The sequence below is a fragment of the Butyricicoccus pullicaecorum DSM 23266 genome, from assembly GCF_900167005.1.
GTDB classification, from domain to species: domain Bacteria; phylum Bacillota; class Clostridia; order Oscillospirales; family Butyricicoccaceae; genus Butyricicoccus; species Butyricicoccus pullicaecorum.
In genome coordinates this window covers 84,499-98,204 of sequence record NZ_FUXW01000001.1, presented here as the reverse complement: position 1 = coordinate 98,204, position 13,706 = coordinate 84,499, and the positions used below count along the sequence as shown (strand labels likewise).

16 protein-coding genes are annotated in these 13,706 nt (G+C 41.7%); 9 read left to right on the top strand and 7 right to left on the bottom strand.

Annotated features, from left to right (window positions below):
* Nucleotides 1–427: 427 nt before the first annotated feature.
* The 4 genes from B5D52_RS00485 to B5D52_RS00470 all read right to left on the bottom strand — a co-directional run bounded on the left by B5D52_RS00485 (nucleotide 428) and on the right by B5D52_RS00470 (nucleotide 4,392).
* Nucleotides 428–1,819: a site-specific integrase gene (locus tag B5D52_RS00485; protein WP_016147888.1), complete on the bottom strand. Its 1,392-nt coding sequence runs from the start codon at nucleotides 1,817–1,819 to the stop codon at nucleotides 428–430.
* Nucleotides 1,820–1,903: 84 nt separating this feature from the next.
* Complete coding sequence (locus tag B5D52_RS00480) at nucleotides 1,904–2,104, bottom strand: helix-turn-helix domain-containing protein (RefSeq protein WP_016147889.1); 201 nt, start codon at nucleotides 2,102–2,104, stop codon at nucleotides 1,904–1,906.
* 67 nt (nucleotides 2,105–2,171) lie between these two features.
* The gene (locus B5D52_RS00475; protein ID WP_207637498.1) at nucleotides 2,172–3,878 is read right to left on the bottom strand and encodes a DNA primase family protein; all 1,707 of its coding nucleotides are present in this window, start codon (nucleotides 3,876–3,878) and stop codon (nucleotides 2,172–2,174) included.
* On the bottom strand, nucleotides 3,853–4,392 hold the full coding sequence (locus tag B5D52_RS00470; RefSeq protein ID WP_016147891.1) for a hypothetical protein: 540 nt from the start codon (nucleotides 4,390–4,392) through the stop codon (nucleotides 3,853–3,855). Before B5D52_RS00470 ends, B5D52_RS00475 begins: the two co-directional genes overlap by 26 nt.
* Nucleotides 4,393–4,549: 157 nt before the next feature.
* On the opposite strand from B5D52_RS00470, the gene B5D52_RS00465 reads away from it, so the two are divergent.
* Nucleotides 4,550–5,818, top strand: a complete 1,269-nt coding sequence (locus B5D52_RS00465) for a hypothetical protein (protein WP_147535108.1) — start codon at nucleotides 4,550–4,552, stop codon at nucleotides 5,816–5,818.
* A gap of 84 nt (nucleotides 5,819–5,902) precedes the next feature.
* On the opposite strand, the gene B5D52_RS00460 is transcribed toward B5D52_RS00465, so the two are convergent.
* Entirely contained in the window at nucleotides 5,903–6,112 is a 210-nt protein-coding gene (locus B5D52_RS00460) for a helix-turn-helix domain-containing protein (RefSeq protein WP_016147893.1), read from the bottom strand.
* A 455-nt stretch (nucleotides 6,113–6,567) separates the two neighbouring features.
* Between B5D52_RS00460 and B5D52_RS00455 the strand changes: the two genes are divergently transcribed.
* The 5 genes from B5D52_RS00455 (at nucleotide 6,568) to B5D52_RS00435 (ending at nucleotide 11,008) form a co-directional block, all read left to right on the top strand.
* The gene (locus B5D52_RS00455) at nucleotides 6,568–6,942 is read left to right on the top strand and encodes a DUF3846 domain-containing protein (RefSeq protein ID WP_016147894.1); all 375 of its coding nucleotides are present in this window, start codon (nucleotides 6,568–6,570) and stop codon (nucleotides 6,940–6,942) included.
* 5 nt (nucleotides 6,943–6,947) lie between these two features.
* A complete protein-coding gene (locus B5D52_RS00450; protein WP_016147895.1) occupies nucleotides 6,948–8,063 on the top strand; it encodes an amidoligase family protein in 1,116 nt (371 codons plus the stop codon).
* Complete coding sequence (locus tag B5D52_RS00445) at nucleotides 8,063–9,010, top strand: class II glutamine amidotransferase (protein ID WP_016147896.1); 948 nt, start codon at nucleotides 8,063–8,065, stop codon at nucleotides 9,008–9,010. Before B5D52_RS00450 ends, B5D52_RS00445 begins: the two co-directional genes overlap by 1 nt.
* A gap of 173 nt (nucleotides 9,011–9,183) precedes the next feature.
* Complete coding sequence (locus B5D52_RS00440; RefSeq protein WP_016147897.1) at nucleotides 9,184–9,738, top strand: recombinase family protein; 555 nt, start codon at nucleotides 9,184–9,186, stop codon at nucleotides 9,736–9,738.
* Between the two features lie 118 nt (nucleotides 9,739–9,856).
* The gene (locus B5D52_RS00435; RefSeq protein WP_016147898.1) at nucleotides 9,857–11,008 is read left to right on the top strand and encodes a serine/threonine protein kinase; all 1,152 of its coding nucleotides are present in this window, start codon (nucleotides 9,857–9,859) and stop codon (nucleotides 11,006–11,008) included.
* Between the two features lie 33 nt (nucleotides 11,009–11,041).
* Here B5D52_RS00435 and B5D52_RS00430 read toward each other — a convergent pair whose 3' ends face one another.
* The gene (locus tag B5D52_RS00430; protein WP_016147899.1) at nucleotides 11,042–11,461 is read right to left on the bottom strand and encodes a helix-turn-helix domain-containing protein; all 420 of its coding nucleotides are present in this window, start codon (nucleotides 11,459–11,461) and stop codon (nucleotides 11,042–11,044) included.
* A 130-nt stretch (nucleotides 11,462–11,591) separates the two neighbouring features.
* Between B5D52_RS00430 and B5D52_RS00425 the strand changes: the two genes are divergently transcribed.
* Complete coding sequence (locus tag B5D52_RS00425; RefSeq protein ID WP_016147900.1) at nucleotides 11,592–12,176, top strand: hypothetical protein; 585 nt, start codon at nucleotides 11,592–11,594, stop codon at nucleotides 12,174–12,176.
* 71 nt (nucleotides 12,177–12,247) lie between these two features.
* Here the strand turns inward: B5D52_RS00425 and B5D52_RS00420 are convergent, their stop codons facing one another.
* Nucleotides 12,248–12,574, bottom strand: coding sequence for a helix-turn-helix domain-containing protein (locus B5D52_RS00420; protein WP_016147901.1), 327 nt, complete (start codon nucleotides 12,572–12,574; stop codon nucleotides 12,248–12,250).
* Nucleotides 12,575–12,681: 107 nt separating this feature from the next.
* Between B5D52_RS00420 and B5D52_RS16185 the strand changes: the two genes are divergently transcribed.
* Together B5D52_RS16185 and B5D52_RS00410 are read left to right on the top strand one after the other, a co-directional pair.
* Entirely contained in the window at nucleotides 12,682–13,368 is a 687-nt protein-coding gene (locus tag B5D52_RS16185; protein ID WP_016147902.1) for a zinc-ribbon domain-containing protein, read from the top strand.
* Nucleotides 13,365–13,706 carry a DUF2085 domain-containing protein gene (locus B5D52_RS00410; protein WP_073993798.1) on the top strand — a complete coding sequence of 114 codons (342 nt, stop codon included), beginning with the start codon at nucleotides 13,365–13,367 and terminating at the stop codon, nucleotides 13,704–13,706. Before B5D52_RS16185 ends, B5D52_RS00410 begins: the two co-directional genes overlap by 4 nt.

Below are 13,706 nucleotides of genomic sequence, written 5' to 3'. Positions count from 1 at the left end.
ACATAGTGACATTTACTTGCACTTGCAACGTCCACCAAAAATCGAAAGACTTGCTAATTTCGAGCCAATCGGACGGTGTAAAATCCCTCTGAATTAGCTATCACAGCGTAGTATCAGATGGGATTTGAAATGCTGAAAAACCTTGTATTTCCAAGCATTTTTAAGCATTAGATGCCACTTCCCGATGTCGTATCGGGTCTACTCCTAAGGGTTAGTTGTGAGTTCGATTCTCGCCGGGGGTACCAAAAAGGAGTCAAAACAATTGTTTTGACTCCTTTTTTCTTTTTTTGCAATAAATTTCCTAATTGCATAATCTCCCTTTTGTTTGAATATTTTGCCTACGCCCTCCATTTTGATTTAGTCACTAAATCTGACGTCTGCCTACATTTGCCTACATTTAAACAATTTCAGTCTCTCTCAAGCACTCTCAATCCATCTCTTTCAGCAATTCAGTCAACAGATCCGGATGTGTTTTGAGTAATGCCTTGATGCGCTGCACGGTATCTGCATCCACATGCTGTTCTTGTTCTACATTACCTACTTTTGCAAAGAAACCAGCATCCATCTCCTGCGCTATCAGCTTACGATCAGCATCAAATCCGTGTGCGTATGTATCAGTTACCATACGAGCCTCAGCATGACCTGTATCGCCCTGAACAGCCTTAATATTACCGCGACTCAATTTGAGTTTTAACGAAGTACTACTATGCCGCAAGCTGTGAAACACCACTGGACGCAGCTTATTTTTTGCAATAAAGTTATAAAACTTCTTGTCGATGACTCTCTGTTCGTAAGGATTCCCGTTGATCTGTGCCACGACTAAATCCCGATCACAATATCTATCTCCCATCTTCTGTTTATGCTCTTCCTGTTGCGCCTTAATATTTCGCAGCTCTTCCACAACAGCGTTAGGAAGATATATCGTCCGATTACTGCTGTCTGTCTTGGGCGCTTTGAGTACTAACGTCGTCGTGGCCTGTTTAGGCATGATGCTAGGGAATTTGTATAGAATCGTACTTCTATTGACTCGTTCTAACGCTTCAATGCTATTATTGTTACAACGATGCAACTCCCGATCTACTCGCAAATATGCGGCTCCTCCGTTAACTTCTTCATCTGAAATATGGACATTACGCCATTGTAGCCCTAGGATCTCTCCAAGCCGCATGCTGCACCCCAGTGCAAGGTACAGACACAGACGAAGAGGCTGTTCTTCACAAGCCGATAGAGCTTCAATTGCTTCATCATCAGACCACACTTCCCGCTTCTTTGACTTTGCCGTCGGGAGCGTTGCACCCATCGTAGGATTAACCGATGTATACTCCCATACCACAGCCTTTCCAAAAGCACTTTTGAGCAACTTATGTATGCGACTAACGGTATGGGCTGTAATTTTTGCTCCTGTATCCATATGACCAGGCACCACAACTGCCGGTCGATCTAAGAGCATTGTGTAATAAGTATCCATATCCCGAACTGTAAGTGAGCGTACGTAGCGGTCTCCGATATAGGGCTTAATATAATTTTTGATAAGTCCTAAACTCATAGAATAATATGAGTTTCCCCTCTTTTTCAACCCGTAGTTCTCCACATATTCGTCCAAGAAATCGCTAACCGTAATCTCTTGCTTGGCCTCCCGAACCGTACCTTTTTTAATTTTAACTGGCGGCTCGAAGGTACCATTCTTTTTCGCCAATTTAATCTGCTTATCTCGAATTATAGCTTCATCTTCTGATTTGAATGTCTCTGTGCGCGGAGAAGTTTCCCCTGGACAACGATATGAAACTTGATATCGGTTACCTCTTTTTCGTATAGCCATTGACTTTTTCCTCCCAAGTATTATGATTGTAACTATAAAAGCACTGCCCACCATCAAGCAGCAGGCAGTGCTTACCACGAAAAATCAGGCCCTGAGGTCTGTTCCCTCCTTTAGAAAACAAATAAAGTTTTCTTTTGGGATACGGTAATGGTTCCCCAGTTTCAGCGCCTTAATCTTCCCGCTGTTAACGAGGTGATAGGCTTTATTGCGACCAATCGATAAGGTATCTGCAATATCCTCCACCGTAAGGACAAAAGGCATAGACTCGAAGTTTGTATACATCATAAGTAAAATTCTCCTTTCTATTATATACTTTTAAATAATACATACCATTTTTTGCCAAATTTTGCGCCTAAATTTCTGAGGACAGCCCAATTCCGCAATATCCTCGCTTTTGCATTTCACCTATGCGTTTTTGCACCGTTACATTGGGCATATTAGACAACTTTTCTGCCAGCAATCGTGAAAAGTTAATTTTAGAAATACCGGGCCATCCTTGTTCTTCTGCATAATTCAAATATGCAGAATAGAGGTCTTCGGTTGTAACCCATCTATCCTCGCCCAAAACACAATACTCTGATATAAACCGCTCAATAGAATAAGCACCTTCTCTAGCATCTCGCGACGCATACTCCTCCGGTATTGGCACTCTGGTTACTGCAAATTTTCTTTGAAACAGGTCTTGATATGCCTTCATTGCCTGTGCCACTATATAAGCAGATTCTTCCAGAAGAGATTTATAAAGCTGAGGTGTTGCTTCCCGCTCGGATACTGGATTGGAAAACGGAATAACCACCATACGATTCAACAGCGCTTTTTCATTTGAAATATTGGTTATGCGTAGTGGATGGTTTCCCGCAAATAAGAGTAATGGCTTACGATAAATCGTTCGGCTATTTTTATATTTAGCTTCCACCTTGATTGGATCATCTCCTACGATTTGCTTAATTACGCCCACTGCAATTGAGGGTAATGGAGAATCAGGAAGATCTAAACATGTTGCCAGCATCTTTCCTTCTAATGTAGATGTTGTAAAACGATTGGAAAAGTCATGAACACCAGCCATGCTTACTACCTGTTCTCTTCCTAGTAACTCTTCTAAAAACCGACCAAACTGTGTTTTTCCTGTATTAGAGGCTCCCAGTAATACATAAAACACTTTAGCTTCATACCCCGTCATTGCAAGAGCTACAAGTTCTAACAACTGTTGTCTCACATTTAAATTTTGACTATCAATCTGAGCAACAAAATTTTCAAATGTAGAACCATAAAATGCTTCACAAACTTCATATGCAGTAACATTTAGGTATGTAAAGAAGCCGTCTTCAGGCTTATGTGGATAAACTTCACCAGTTAACAAATTTAGCGTTCCATCCAATAAATTAACGGTATGGGGCGGAGGCTCCAACTCTTTACTCTGCTGTATCTGAGGATTGGATAGAAGCATATTATATAATTTTTGATATTCCCTAGTAGTCAACACATCTCCACAACCACTGCTATCCAACAGCTCTCGCTGTCGAACAATGCACGCTCTAGGAGATAAGTGCTTCCAACAAGGCTGTATAAACTCGAAAAGCTCTTCACGATAAACCATAAGTGTCATATTATCAATTAAAAATTTCTCTAGCTTATTTAAATCTTGATTTTCTCGACTTCTCCCCAACCCCTCACTAATATCAGGAGGGGTTGGGATAACAAATCTAGGTCGAAAAAGACTTTCTACCTCACTTTGACTTAATACTTCACCTTGAAGAATACAATTTTCCTGAATTTCCTTCAATTCTACAATCTTTTTAGAATCTTCCTTACTTTCTAAAATGCCCCAAAAATAAGGTTCTCCACTGGATAACACTGTATAGTCTTGAAAATCAAGAAGATTATCTTCATTACTATTTGGACAAAGCAGTAATGGACACATTCTATCCCCTGCATCCAATACTTGCATTGGATTCAATTTACTAGAATCGATTATATCCTCAAGACTTCCTGTTGGCATCAGGTTAAAATGATATAGATTAGAGGAATACTCTTCATCTTTCAAGGTCATAAACTTCATATGTCTCATGATTTTGATCACTCTCCCTAATTTGTACACCAGTGGCATTCTTCAGCAATAGATCGCCTTCATATCCATAAAGCTTCATATATTCGCTATCCATCGAATAACATACGACTCCAATTTCCGGTGTAAAACGAGCTTTAATACAAAGCGGCATTGTTTTACCGGTATTACTGTCCCGGGACGAAACGGCACAGATAGCCAAACATGTGAGGTCATACGTCCCCTCCAGCGACGAAGAAAGTGCCTTCCACTCCGCATCTGTCCGAACAAACTCAGCTGATCTTTTATATTCTTTCCCTCGTTGCAATAAAAGATATCCATCGAAACTTTCCTCATTCCAAAACTTACCAGAATCGTAAAGCCACAACTTGACTATCTCAAACCTTCGCCCATGTGTGACAAAGACAGGCTTTTGATCTGGTATTGTGCAAATGCCAAAGCTATACGATTTGTTGTGCATAATCCCAAGAGAAATGTCGTTTACCAATTTCTGCATTGTGTTGTTCATATAAATTCCTCCTCAACGGCGAAATCGCTCGCCATAATTTTCTATAGACTAACACATAATTTTTGCCTTAGCTTGCAACAAAAAAATTTTTTAAGGACTGAATAAAAAAATGCATTTCACCCCTACTTCTGATTACCAGCATACCTACGAAAACGCAATGAATGATATCGTAACATACTGGAATCAATTTCCTAGAGAGGATATCCATCTCAAAAAGAAATCAGATCAACGTTTCAAATGGCTTTCTATCTATCGCAATACAGTTCAAGCCCATTGGGAGCCTATTAGTCCTCAATGGCTGCATTGGTTGCATAAAAGTAGCTTTACTAGTACTCAAAATGCAACTCCCGACCAGCAAGATTCTAATATTGATTCACAGAATATTGAAGATTTTTTCTTTCCTGCACTGAACAAAACGAATACCGTTATCGAACACCTAACTGCGATACTTCCTGATACTGCCAATGTTAATAAAATTCTTTCTGTATTGGTTGCTGCATATATGGCTCGAAGCAATCCAATTCCCTATGAAGAAAATATTGATGGAAAAGGTCTCTACTCAATTTTAGTGGACGACCCCCATAACCTCCCCCCAAGTAAATGCCGAACGTACGCGCAAGTATTTCTCCCTCTTGAACTAAATCATGCCGGGCTCAAAGCACAAAAAATGCAGGATCTTGCAGAGTCTCAACCCCTTTTCAGGCATGCTCTGTATCTAGATATTTTCCTAAACGGAATTATTCATGAATATCAAGCGGGTCGCTGTGATATTCATGCATCCGTATATTTGTTTGAAAGTAAATCAAACTTGTTAAAGCTCTATTTTAGATATGATCTTGACGATTTAATGTCATTATCAAAAAATGATCTTTATGAAAAACTCAACGCCGCATTGTGTAAAGATTTATATTATCCTTTAGGTTATATACCCTTTGGTATACGCCTACTGTACATGCTATGTATTAAAGAAAGTGATACTAAAGAATCGGCAGATAAACTATTTAAGGATTATTATGGCGATTTCAACGGTGATAATATGCTATTTTCCCCACTAGAGATGGCTAATCTCTCTGATCTCGGCTATAATGCATCTCCAATTGATGATAATAACGAGGGTGAAAACGAAGAGGATGATAAGGATGACGAAGATGATGACGATGACAAGTCTGAAGCAATCTTCCTGCTGGATCACTTGACAAAATATAATAAGCAATTTGATTTACTACTTCACACTTACGCTGTGTTAGGTAAGGTTATTACGCCTTCCGACGCTAGTAGTAAAACCATTGCTCATGCCATCGACAATTCTGCTGCAATACTAAAAGAACTAGATAACTTAATTGCTAAATCAAATGATTTAAAAAAAGCCGTACAAACACTAAAATCATCTCGGGCAGATGGACAAATGGGCAAAGACAAATCTTAATTTTCCCTAATTAGGCAAAAATGGCTGCTGTATGTTGGATTTTTCTGTTTTATACTGCCCATCTGCCCATTCGCCCAATGGAAATCAGTGATTAGCAAATCTCTTCAAATCACTACGCTTAACGCGCCAGAGCTTGCCAATACGAAATGCCGGAAGTTCTCCCGAATGCACCAGTCGATAAAATGTACTTTTCCCAATGCAAAGGAGATTCATAACTTCTCTTGGAGTTAAAAACTCATATTCAACATCCAACATTTCCTCGTCTTGTTCGCAAGTGATATCAAAATATTTCATAAAAATTCCTCCTTAACTTCTCATAACGAATAAAATGTATTTGTGCTCTTTATAGCTTGTTTAGCGTTATTTTGTCTCTTTCATATCATATATTATTTAATAGACAGACCGTTATCCCCGTAATTCCAGTGATTTACGAGAATAATGGTCTGTCTTTTTATTGGAGAAAATTTCGCAATTCTGCTTACTTTTCTCTAAAAATTTATATTTACGAGTCCAAAAAGGAGGAATTCAATATGCTTTATGTTATTTTATCAGCTATCCGCAGCGTACTGTGGGAACTGGCACAGAAGCTATTTCGCGTATATCAAACCGTGTGAACTGATTACTGTAAAGGAGCGTGATCCCAAATGATAAACTGAATTTTTCGCCCAGCAAGATCTGGGCTATTGTCATTGCCGGTGCAGCTACGGCTTTATGTGCCGCGATTGATCTAATTTTACAGGAGGATAACTATGACAATACTGACTATCGCACCAAATAAAAAACCTGTTGTACAAGAAATAGATGGCCGTCTGGAAACCATGCAATCCCTTGTGGGAGGCATAATCCAGGCGGTCTATCCTTTTGAAGAACCTGTCGCCGTAATCTGCAACGATGAAGGTAAGCTGCTCGGACTGCCTCCTAATCGTGTTCTCCGTCACCCGGAGACAAAAGAGGTGTACGATATTCTCTGCGGCACGGTGTTTCTGTGTGGTGCTCCACCGGAAAGCGAATCCTTTGTAAGCTTAACTGCCGACCAGCTGGAGCGATATCAAAAAATGTTCTCTAGCCCGGAACTATTTTTGAAAACTGAGTATGGTCTTATGATATTCAGAATGGAGGAATAATGTCTATGGAACCGATGGCTACTTGTGTTTTATGCGGCGAAAACTTTGCCGAAAGCCAGAGCATTTATCTGGATGATGACTGTCTGTGCCCCACTTGTGCTGAGGAAAGAACCGTGCTCTGTGCTCAATGTGGAGAACGCATTTACAACGATGATAACGCTGGTGATGCGCGGATTCCATTATGTGAAAGCTGCTATGATCGCAGCTATGTCACTTGCAACGACTGCGGCAGAGTCATTCATCTGGATGATATTTACTATGCAGAAACCGATGAAGATGATGATACCCCTTTGTGCTACGACTGCTATACCCGCTCGTCTTTGGAACGGGTAATTCATGATTATAACTATAAGCCAGAACCAATTTTCTATGGAGAAGGCCCCCGCTATTATGGGATAGAGTTGGAATTAGACAACGGTGGTGAAATCCGCAAAAAAGCCGCATCCTTGCTCGAAGTCTCCCAAAGCAACGGAGCTGAGACCCTATATTGTAAACACGATGGGTCTCTCAATGACGGTTTTGAATTGGTAACCCATCCAATGGCGCTGGACTATCACAAACAGGAAATGCCCTGGCAAGCTATTTTGCAGAAATGTGTAGAATTAGGCTACAGCTCTCATCAGGCTGGAACCTGTGGGCTTCATATCCATGTAAGCCGCAGCGCGTTCGGAGTGCTCGAAGAACAGCAGGATGCCTGTATTGCCCGAATCCTCTACTTCTTTGAAAAGAATTGGGAAGAACTGCTCAAGTTCTCTCGAAGAACAGCTCTCCAGCTAGAACGCTGGGCTGCTCGGTATGGATACAAGGAGCAACCTATGGATATCCTCGACCATGCGAAAAAGGGCTATCACGGCGGCAGATATACCTGCGTAAATCTCCGAAATCATGATACTATTGAATTTCGTATGTTCCGAGGCACGCTGAAATACAACACTCTAATTGCCACATTGCAGATGGTTGATCGCATCTGTGATATGGCTCTTTCTCTCTCTGACGAGGAGTTAAAAGCCATGTCTTGGACAACCTTTGTCTCCGACTGTCATCAGCCTGAACTTGTGCAATATCTGAAAGAACGCAGGCTTTATGTAAATGAACCTGTAGAAAGTGAGGTAGAACTCTAATGTGTTGCTTATTCGGTCTTTTCGATTACGGCGGCTTCCTCAGCGATCTCCAGAAAAACAGAACACTGTCTGCTTTAGCAAAAGAGTGTGAGATTCGAGGGATTGATGCTACCGGAATCGCCTATAACACCGGTACATCCCTTCATATTTTCAAAAAGCCGTTGCCCGCTCACAGGCTTCGATTTCGCATTCCACACGGTGCTTCTGTGGTGATGGGTCATACCCGAATGACCACTCAGGGAAGTGAGAAGAAAAACTACAATAACCATCCCTTTCGTGGAAAGGCTGGTGGAACGGACTTTGCCTTGGCTCACAACGGTATGATCTATAACGATGCTGACCTGCGCCGAGCGCGTAAGTTGCCCCACAGGAAGATCCAAACAGATAGTTATATCGCGGTTCAACTCATCGAAAAACAAAAAGCCCTCAATCTGGATACGCTGCGCAATATGGCAGAACAGATTGAGGGCTCTTTTTCTTTTACGGTACTGGACAAAGCAAACCATCTGTACCTGATTAAAGGCAACAATCCCCTATGCATCCTTCGTTACCCCAAAGCAGGTCTTCTCATCTATGCTTCTACGAAGGAAATTTTAGAAAAAGCAATGCCCAATATGCACCTTCCTTCAGAGGCTCCAGAGCATATTCCACTGGACAGTGGAGAGATCGCTAAAGTTGACTGCTCTGGTCAAATCACACGCACAAAATTCAGTATGAACCATCTATGGCTCAACCGTTTTCCTCTCCGTGGAATTACTTGCTGCCGGAATGGACGAGCCAAACGATATCATCCACCTCTAACAACCGCAGAAGACATGCTGTATTTGGAGGATTTGAAATCCGTCGCCAGTAGCTTTGGCTATTCTTCAGAAGATATAGACCATCTATTAGCCCTCGGACTCACATTCGATGAGATCGAATCGTACTTATATGAGATAGATCTGTAAGCTTTATCGAATATAGTGATTGTGCCAAAGGTCGAATATATGTCATTAGGGTACACGCTATTGACATGGCAAAAAAATATCCCATTAGGGTCAATTCTCAGCTTTTGACATATGCCATATGCAAAGATGACCCTAATGGGAATTTCTTTCATGCATCAAAGGAGAAATAACAATTGAAGATCGGATACATTCGTGTTAGCACACGCGAACAGAACACCATCCGCCAGGAATATATGATGGAAGCACTGGGAGTAGATGAAGTTTATATCGACCGGATGAGTGGAAAGAATACCGATCGTCCGGAATTAAAAAAGATGTTGGATTATGTACGTAAGGGCGATACTGTTATTGTTGAGTCTATCAGCCGCTTTGCAAGAAATACGCGCGACCTTCTAGGGCTAACAGAACAGTTGACAGCCAAAGGTGTAGAGTTTGTTTCTCAAAAGGAAGCAATCGACACAACTACCCCCACTGGGAAATTCATGCTGACTGTATTTGGAGCTGTTGCTGAGCTCGAGCGGGAATATATCCTCCAGCGTCAGCGCGAAGGTATTGCAATTGCCAAAGCACAGGGCAAATATACCGGCCGCAAACCAATCCAACATCCAGATTTTGAAATGGTGGTCAAACGCTGGAGAAACGGCGAAATTACCGCTGTTGAAGCGATGAAACGCCTTAACATGACTTCCAGCACTTTTTATCGCCGAGTTCGGTATCTCCATAAATAACGCAAAGACAGTCCATTCCTATATTTGAAGGACTGTCTTTTTTTGCCATCATATCTTTCTATCCGAGATTTTTGGTGATAAACTGAATATAATAGTCACGCCGGTGGAGGTGAGCCCCATGCTTCAAGAGATTCAGGTTTTGCACCAATCGCCAAAGAGCCTGATTACGCTCATGCTGAATACGGAAACCGGCCAGCGGGTCGTATCAAAGGTGCTGCGCGGCGAGCATCCAGTCTATGAAAATTTACGGGCAATGAATCATCCCTATCTGCCAAAGATTTTCTCCGTAGAATATCGTGACGGAAAAACTTACATAATCGAGGAATATATCGAAGGTGTATCCCTGCAACGTGTCTCTCTTTCCGAGCGGGCATTAACCAAGGCCTTTCTCGAATTATGTCAGGTACTGGAATTTCTTCACGTACACAGCATTCTTCACCGAGATATCAAGCCCGATAACCTACTATTGGCATCGGATGGACACATTCGCCTGATCGACTTTGATGCCGCTCGTCAGCCAAAAAACGATCAAGTACAAGATACGCATTTACTGGGCACACGCGGATATGCACCGCCAGAACAGTACGGTTTTTCGCAGACCGATGCCCGCACCGATCTCTATGCGCTGGGAGCTACGTTTCGTCAATTACTGGGGCCAATCTCTCGCCGTGGAAGATGGAAGCACATTTTGCGAAAATGTACTGCACTTGACCCTAAAGATCGCTATGCATCGGCTGCGCAGATCCGTCGTGCGGTATATCGAGGCCGACTTTTTCGTTGGATCATCCGTCCAATCTGTTTATCGTGCGCAGCATTGTTTACATTCGTATGTCTTTCAGTATTTCTTGATCCCTCTTCCCGCGTCACTATGCTTTCTGTATTAGGAATGTCAGATACGCAAGTCTGGCAAGATGACCAGATCGATACCGCAGCGCTGCAAAAAGCCATTGCAGATGGTACCGCTCCCCTGATGTACGAATACGCCGGAACAGAAGTATTAAATGCCTATGATTTGCTGAAAGCAGAAAATCCAGACCTGTTGATTCTCTATTCTGGTTATATGGATACGGATGGTGCACTGGTATTCGGCTGTCTGAACGCTACATTTCTCATCAGGTACGGCACTTATGCATATAAGGGATTACACAGCCTCGTAAAGGTCACAAAGGATCAGATCATAACGCCCATTACAATCGATGAATATGACAATTATGCACCTGCGGTAATCGCGATCTATGCAGCCATCGAGCAGATGCCAAAATCTGACTAAAAGAAATCCGCTGACCCAAAGTCAGCGGATTTTCTATTCTAATACTTCGATTTCATGGTCATAAAGAAGTTCATTGGCATCAATAATAGACATTTTTTTGCTGAAAGCAAAGAGCAACAGTGCATCGCGGGGATCTCGCGGATAAAGTTCCCGATGACCTGCTTGTTTAAGAAGGCTCTGTGTTTCTCCAACTGTCAATTGCAAACCGAAAGCCAACGCAATTACCTTGTCGCGAGAAGGGAATTTCTTTCCCGAGAAAATCTGATACACATAGGCTTTATTCAGATTAGAATGACGCACAACATCCGCTCGTGTCAATTCTTTCCGCTCCAGCCATTCCTGCAGATACTCCGGCAGAGTGCATATCTGCATTTCATCTCGGTTTTTTTCAAAGTAACTTACAATATCATCAGCCATCTGGATTTCATGCGTGAGTTCATCCGTATTTTTCATCTTTTCTGATCCCTCCCGCTCCATAATAACATTATTATAACGCAAAAAGGTTAGCTGTTGGCTAACCTTTTTTGTTGGAAGATTTGATATCTTTTTAATAAAAGATACTCAAAGTAAGGGGGCAGAGAAAATGAATACAAACGAATTTCATCAGGAATCAACAGGAACCAAAAATATCAGCGATTTTGCAAAAACTCAAAATGACAATAAATCCGGTTGTGCCGCAACAGTTATGATTCTCTTAGTCATTAGTCTTCTGGTTTGGTTTATTTTCTTCCGCAGCACAGCCCCCAAAGAGGTCACTACAGAAATGCTAGAGTCTGGCATTGTCGAAGCAATTACCCAAAAAGAAATCATACGGCAATTAGAAGATGCAAATTTTCATTATTATCTGGATGATATCGAAACCATTGAAGTAGCCGTCTATATGCCAAATCCAATCAGCCAGAATCCAGCGGCTCAGCAAACAGGTAGCCGATATGAGGTGCAGGATGGATACGCTTATCCTGTTAAAATGTCATTAGAGTTGCATCTTACATTGTATGATATCTATGGAGAGTCGTTTGAAAGCAATCCAATTGATATTGATGTATCTGGTATTATTGTCTATGTAACAAATGTAGATACATATGCATTTCGAAATGTAGAAATCGAATACGAAGAGGACTTCCAAAGTTTCCTGGATTTGGTTGAACTAGCTGCTTGGTGGCAATAAATCGCTGGATTATGGCTGTTACGATAAGACAAAAGCAGAGGCCGCAACGGAGATGCCCCCCGCTGTGGCCTCTACTCTATTCTCATTAAAAACAGTTTCAGTATTTCCTCTGCCAACTTGAGTTCCCGTGGTGTACACCGTTGGAGTAAGTCGAGAACTGCTGATGAGTCACCCGGCTCGTACCCTGTTCCAAACAGGATATACTCCATCGGCAGATGCATAGAGCGTGATAGCTTAATTAATGTATCAATAGACATCTGAGATGTGCCAACCTCTAACTGACCATAATATCCCGTTCCGATATCTGCTAACTCAGACATTTTTTCACGCGTTAGGCCCAGCTCTTGCCTCCGCTTCCGTAAACGCTGACCGATTTCGCTCAGTTGCTGCTTCTCCATTATGCTATATCACCTCTTTTTTGTTATTGTAAAGGGTGATTCACCGTGTTAAAATATGTTATAAGATATCATATTTTATTATCTTATGTAGGGCCGAGGTGATAACTATGTATTGCAGATTCTGTGGCGCAGAAAACTCAGATGAACATCAATACTGTAAAAAATGTGGAAAATCGTTAGCTATTGCAGAAGCTTCCTCCAGTGATAACGTGAATCTACCGCCCAAACAGCAAGACGCAGCATTAGATAAAAACACCTGTGATCATGGTGTTATTTGTCCCAATTGCCATTCTGGCGCGGAATTCTGTCATCCCATTGTCAAAACAGATATAACGACTTCTGGAGGATATAGCTTTTGGGATGGCTGCTGTGGCATGATTCTGTTAGGGCCAGCAGGACTTCTATGTGGTGCCTGTGGGCAAACAACAACGAAAATTAAAAGTGCCACTTGGTGGGTCTGCAAGAATTGTGGTAAAGAATTTATGGCAACACATTCTGCCATGGAGCAGGCCAGCGTTTCCATGCGCAGTTCAGCAATATATACTGCAATTATCGGTGCATTTTTATCAATGGATGTTCAAACGGAAAAGCCAATATGGATTATTGCCATTTTGATTCTTATCATTTTAGGACTTTGGGGTTCTATCGCTTTAAGGATTGAGGAAGTAACTGGTCGGCCTGTGGAAAAACTCTTACCTGAGCATGAGGTCACAGCTTTCTGGACCCGAATTGCAGCATATAGCATTATCAGCCTGATTGTAGGTCTGCTATTCGGTCTGGCAATGAGCGAATGAAAAAATCTGTCTATCAATATCTTATGCTTTTAGGGCGCGTCACAGGTTGCCACCAAATGCCAGAACGAAGCTTTTTCCTCAGAGGATATCAATTTCCCGTTTGTGCTCGATGTACCGGTGTATTCATTGGTCAAACATTAGGCATTGTATCAAGTCATTTTTTTCTATTATCAAAAGACTGGATTAGCTTTCTCTGCTTTATCATGTTTCTCGATTGGTATTTGCAGCGAATGAAACTATTGCTTTCCACAAATATACGACGTTTTGTTACCGGAAGTCTATGCGGCTATGGCTTGGGACAAGCATATTTTCAAATCATATTATATTTTATAAAATGA

What these genes read in the sequence shown, in the direction of transcription:
- B5D52_RS00485 (WP_016147888.1), bottom strand. Translation starts at nt 1,819, where the DNA reads ATGGCTATACGAAAAAGAGGTAACCGATATCAAGTTTCATATCGTTGT.
- B5D52_RS00480 (WP_016147889.1), bottom strand. Translation starts at nt 2,104, where the DNA reads ATGATGTATACAAACTTCGAGTCTATGCCTTTTGTCCTTACGGTGGAG.
- B5D52_RS00475 (WP_207637498.1), bottom strand. Translation starts at nt 3,878, where the DNA reads ATGAAGTTTATGACCTTGAAAGATGAAGAGTATTCCTCTAATCTATAT.
- B5D52_RS00470 (WP_016147891.1), bottom strand. Translation starts at nt 4,392, where the DNA reads ATGAACAACACAATGCAGAAATTGGTAAACGACATTTCTCTTGGGATT.
- B5D52_RS00465 (WP_147535108.1), top strand. Translation starts at nt 4,550, where the DNA reads ATGAATGATATCGTAACATACTGGAATCAATTTCCTAGAGAGGATATC.
- B5D52_RS00460 (WP_016147893.1), bottom strand. Translation starts at nt 6,112, where the DNA reads ATGAAATATTTTGATATCACTTGCGAACAAGACGAGGAAATGTTGGAT.
- B5D52_RS00455 (WP_016147894.1), top strand. Translation starts at nt 6,568, where the DNA reads ATGACAATACTGACTATCGCACCAAATAAAAAACCTGTTGTACAAGAA.
- B5D52_RS00450 (WP_016147895.1), top strand. Translation starts at nt 6,948, where the DNA reads ATGGAACCGATGGCTACTTGTGTTTTATGCGGCGAAAACTTTGCCGAA.
- B5D52_RS00445 (WP_016147896.1), top strand. Translation starts at nt 8,063, where the DNA reads ATGTGTTGCTTATTCGGTCTTTTCGATTACGGCGGCTTCCTCAGCGAT.
- B5D52_RS00435 (WP_016147898.1), top strand. Translation starts at nt 9,857, where the DNA reads ATGCTTCAAGAGATTCAGGTTTTGCACCAATCGCCAAAGAGCCTGATT.
- B5D52_RS00430 (WP_016147899.1), bottom strand. Translation starts at nt 11,461, where the DNA reads ATGAAAAATACGGATGAACTCACGCATGAAATCCAGATGGCTGATGAT.
- B5D52_RS00425 (WP_016147900.1), top strand. Translation starts at nt 11,592, where the DNA reads ATGAATACAAACGAATTTCATCAGGAATCAACAGGAACCAAAAATATC.
- B5D52_RS00420 (WP_016147901.1), bottom strand. Translation starts at nt 12,574, where the DNA reads ATGGAGAAGCAGCAACTGAGCGAAATCGGTCAGCGTTTACGGAAGCGG.
- B5D52_RS16185 (WP_016147902.1), top strand. Translation starts at nt 12,682, where the DNA reads ATGTATTGCAGATTCTGTGGCGCAGAAAACTCAGATGAACATCAATAC.
- B5D52_RS00410 (WP_073993798.1), top strand. Translation starts at nt 13,365, where the DNA reads ATGAAAAAATCTGTCTATCAATATCTTATGCTTTTAGGGCGCGTCACA.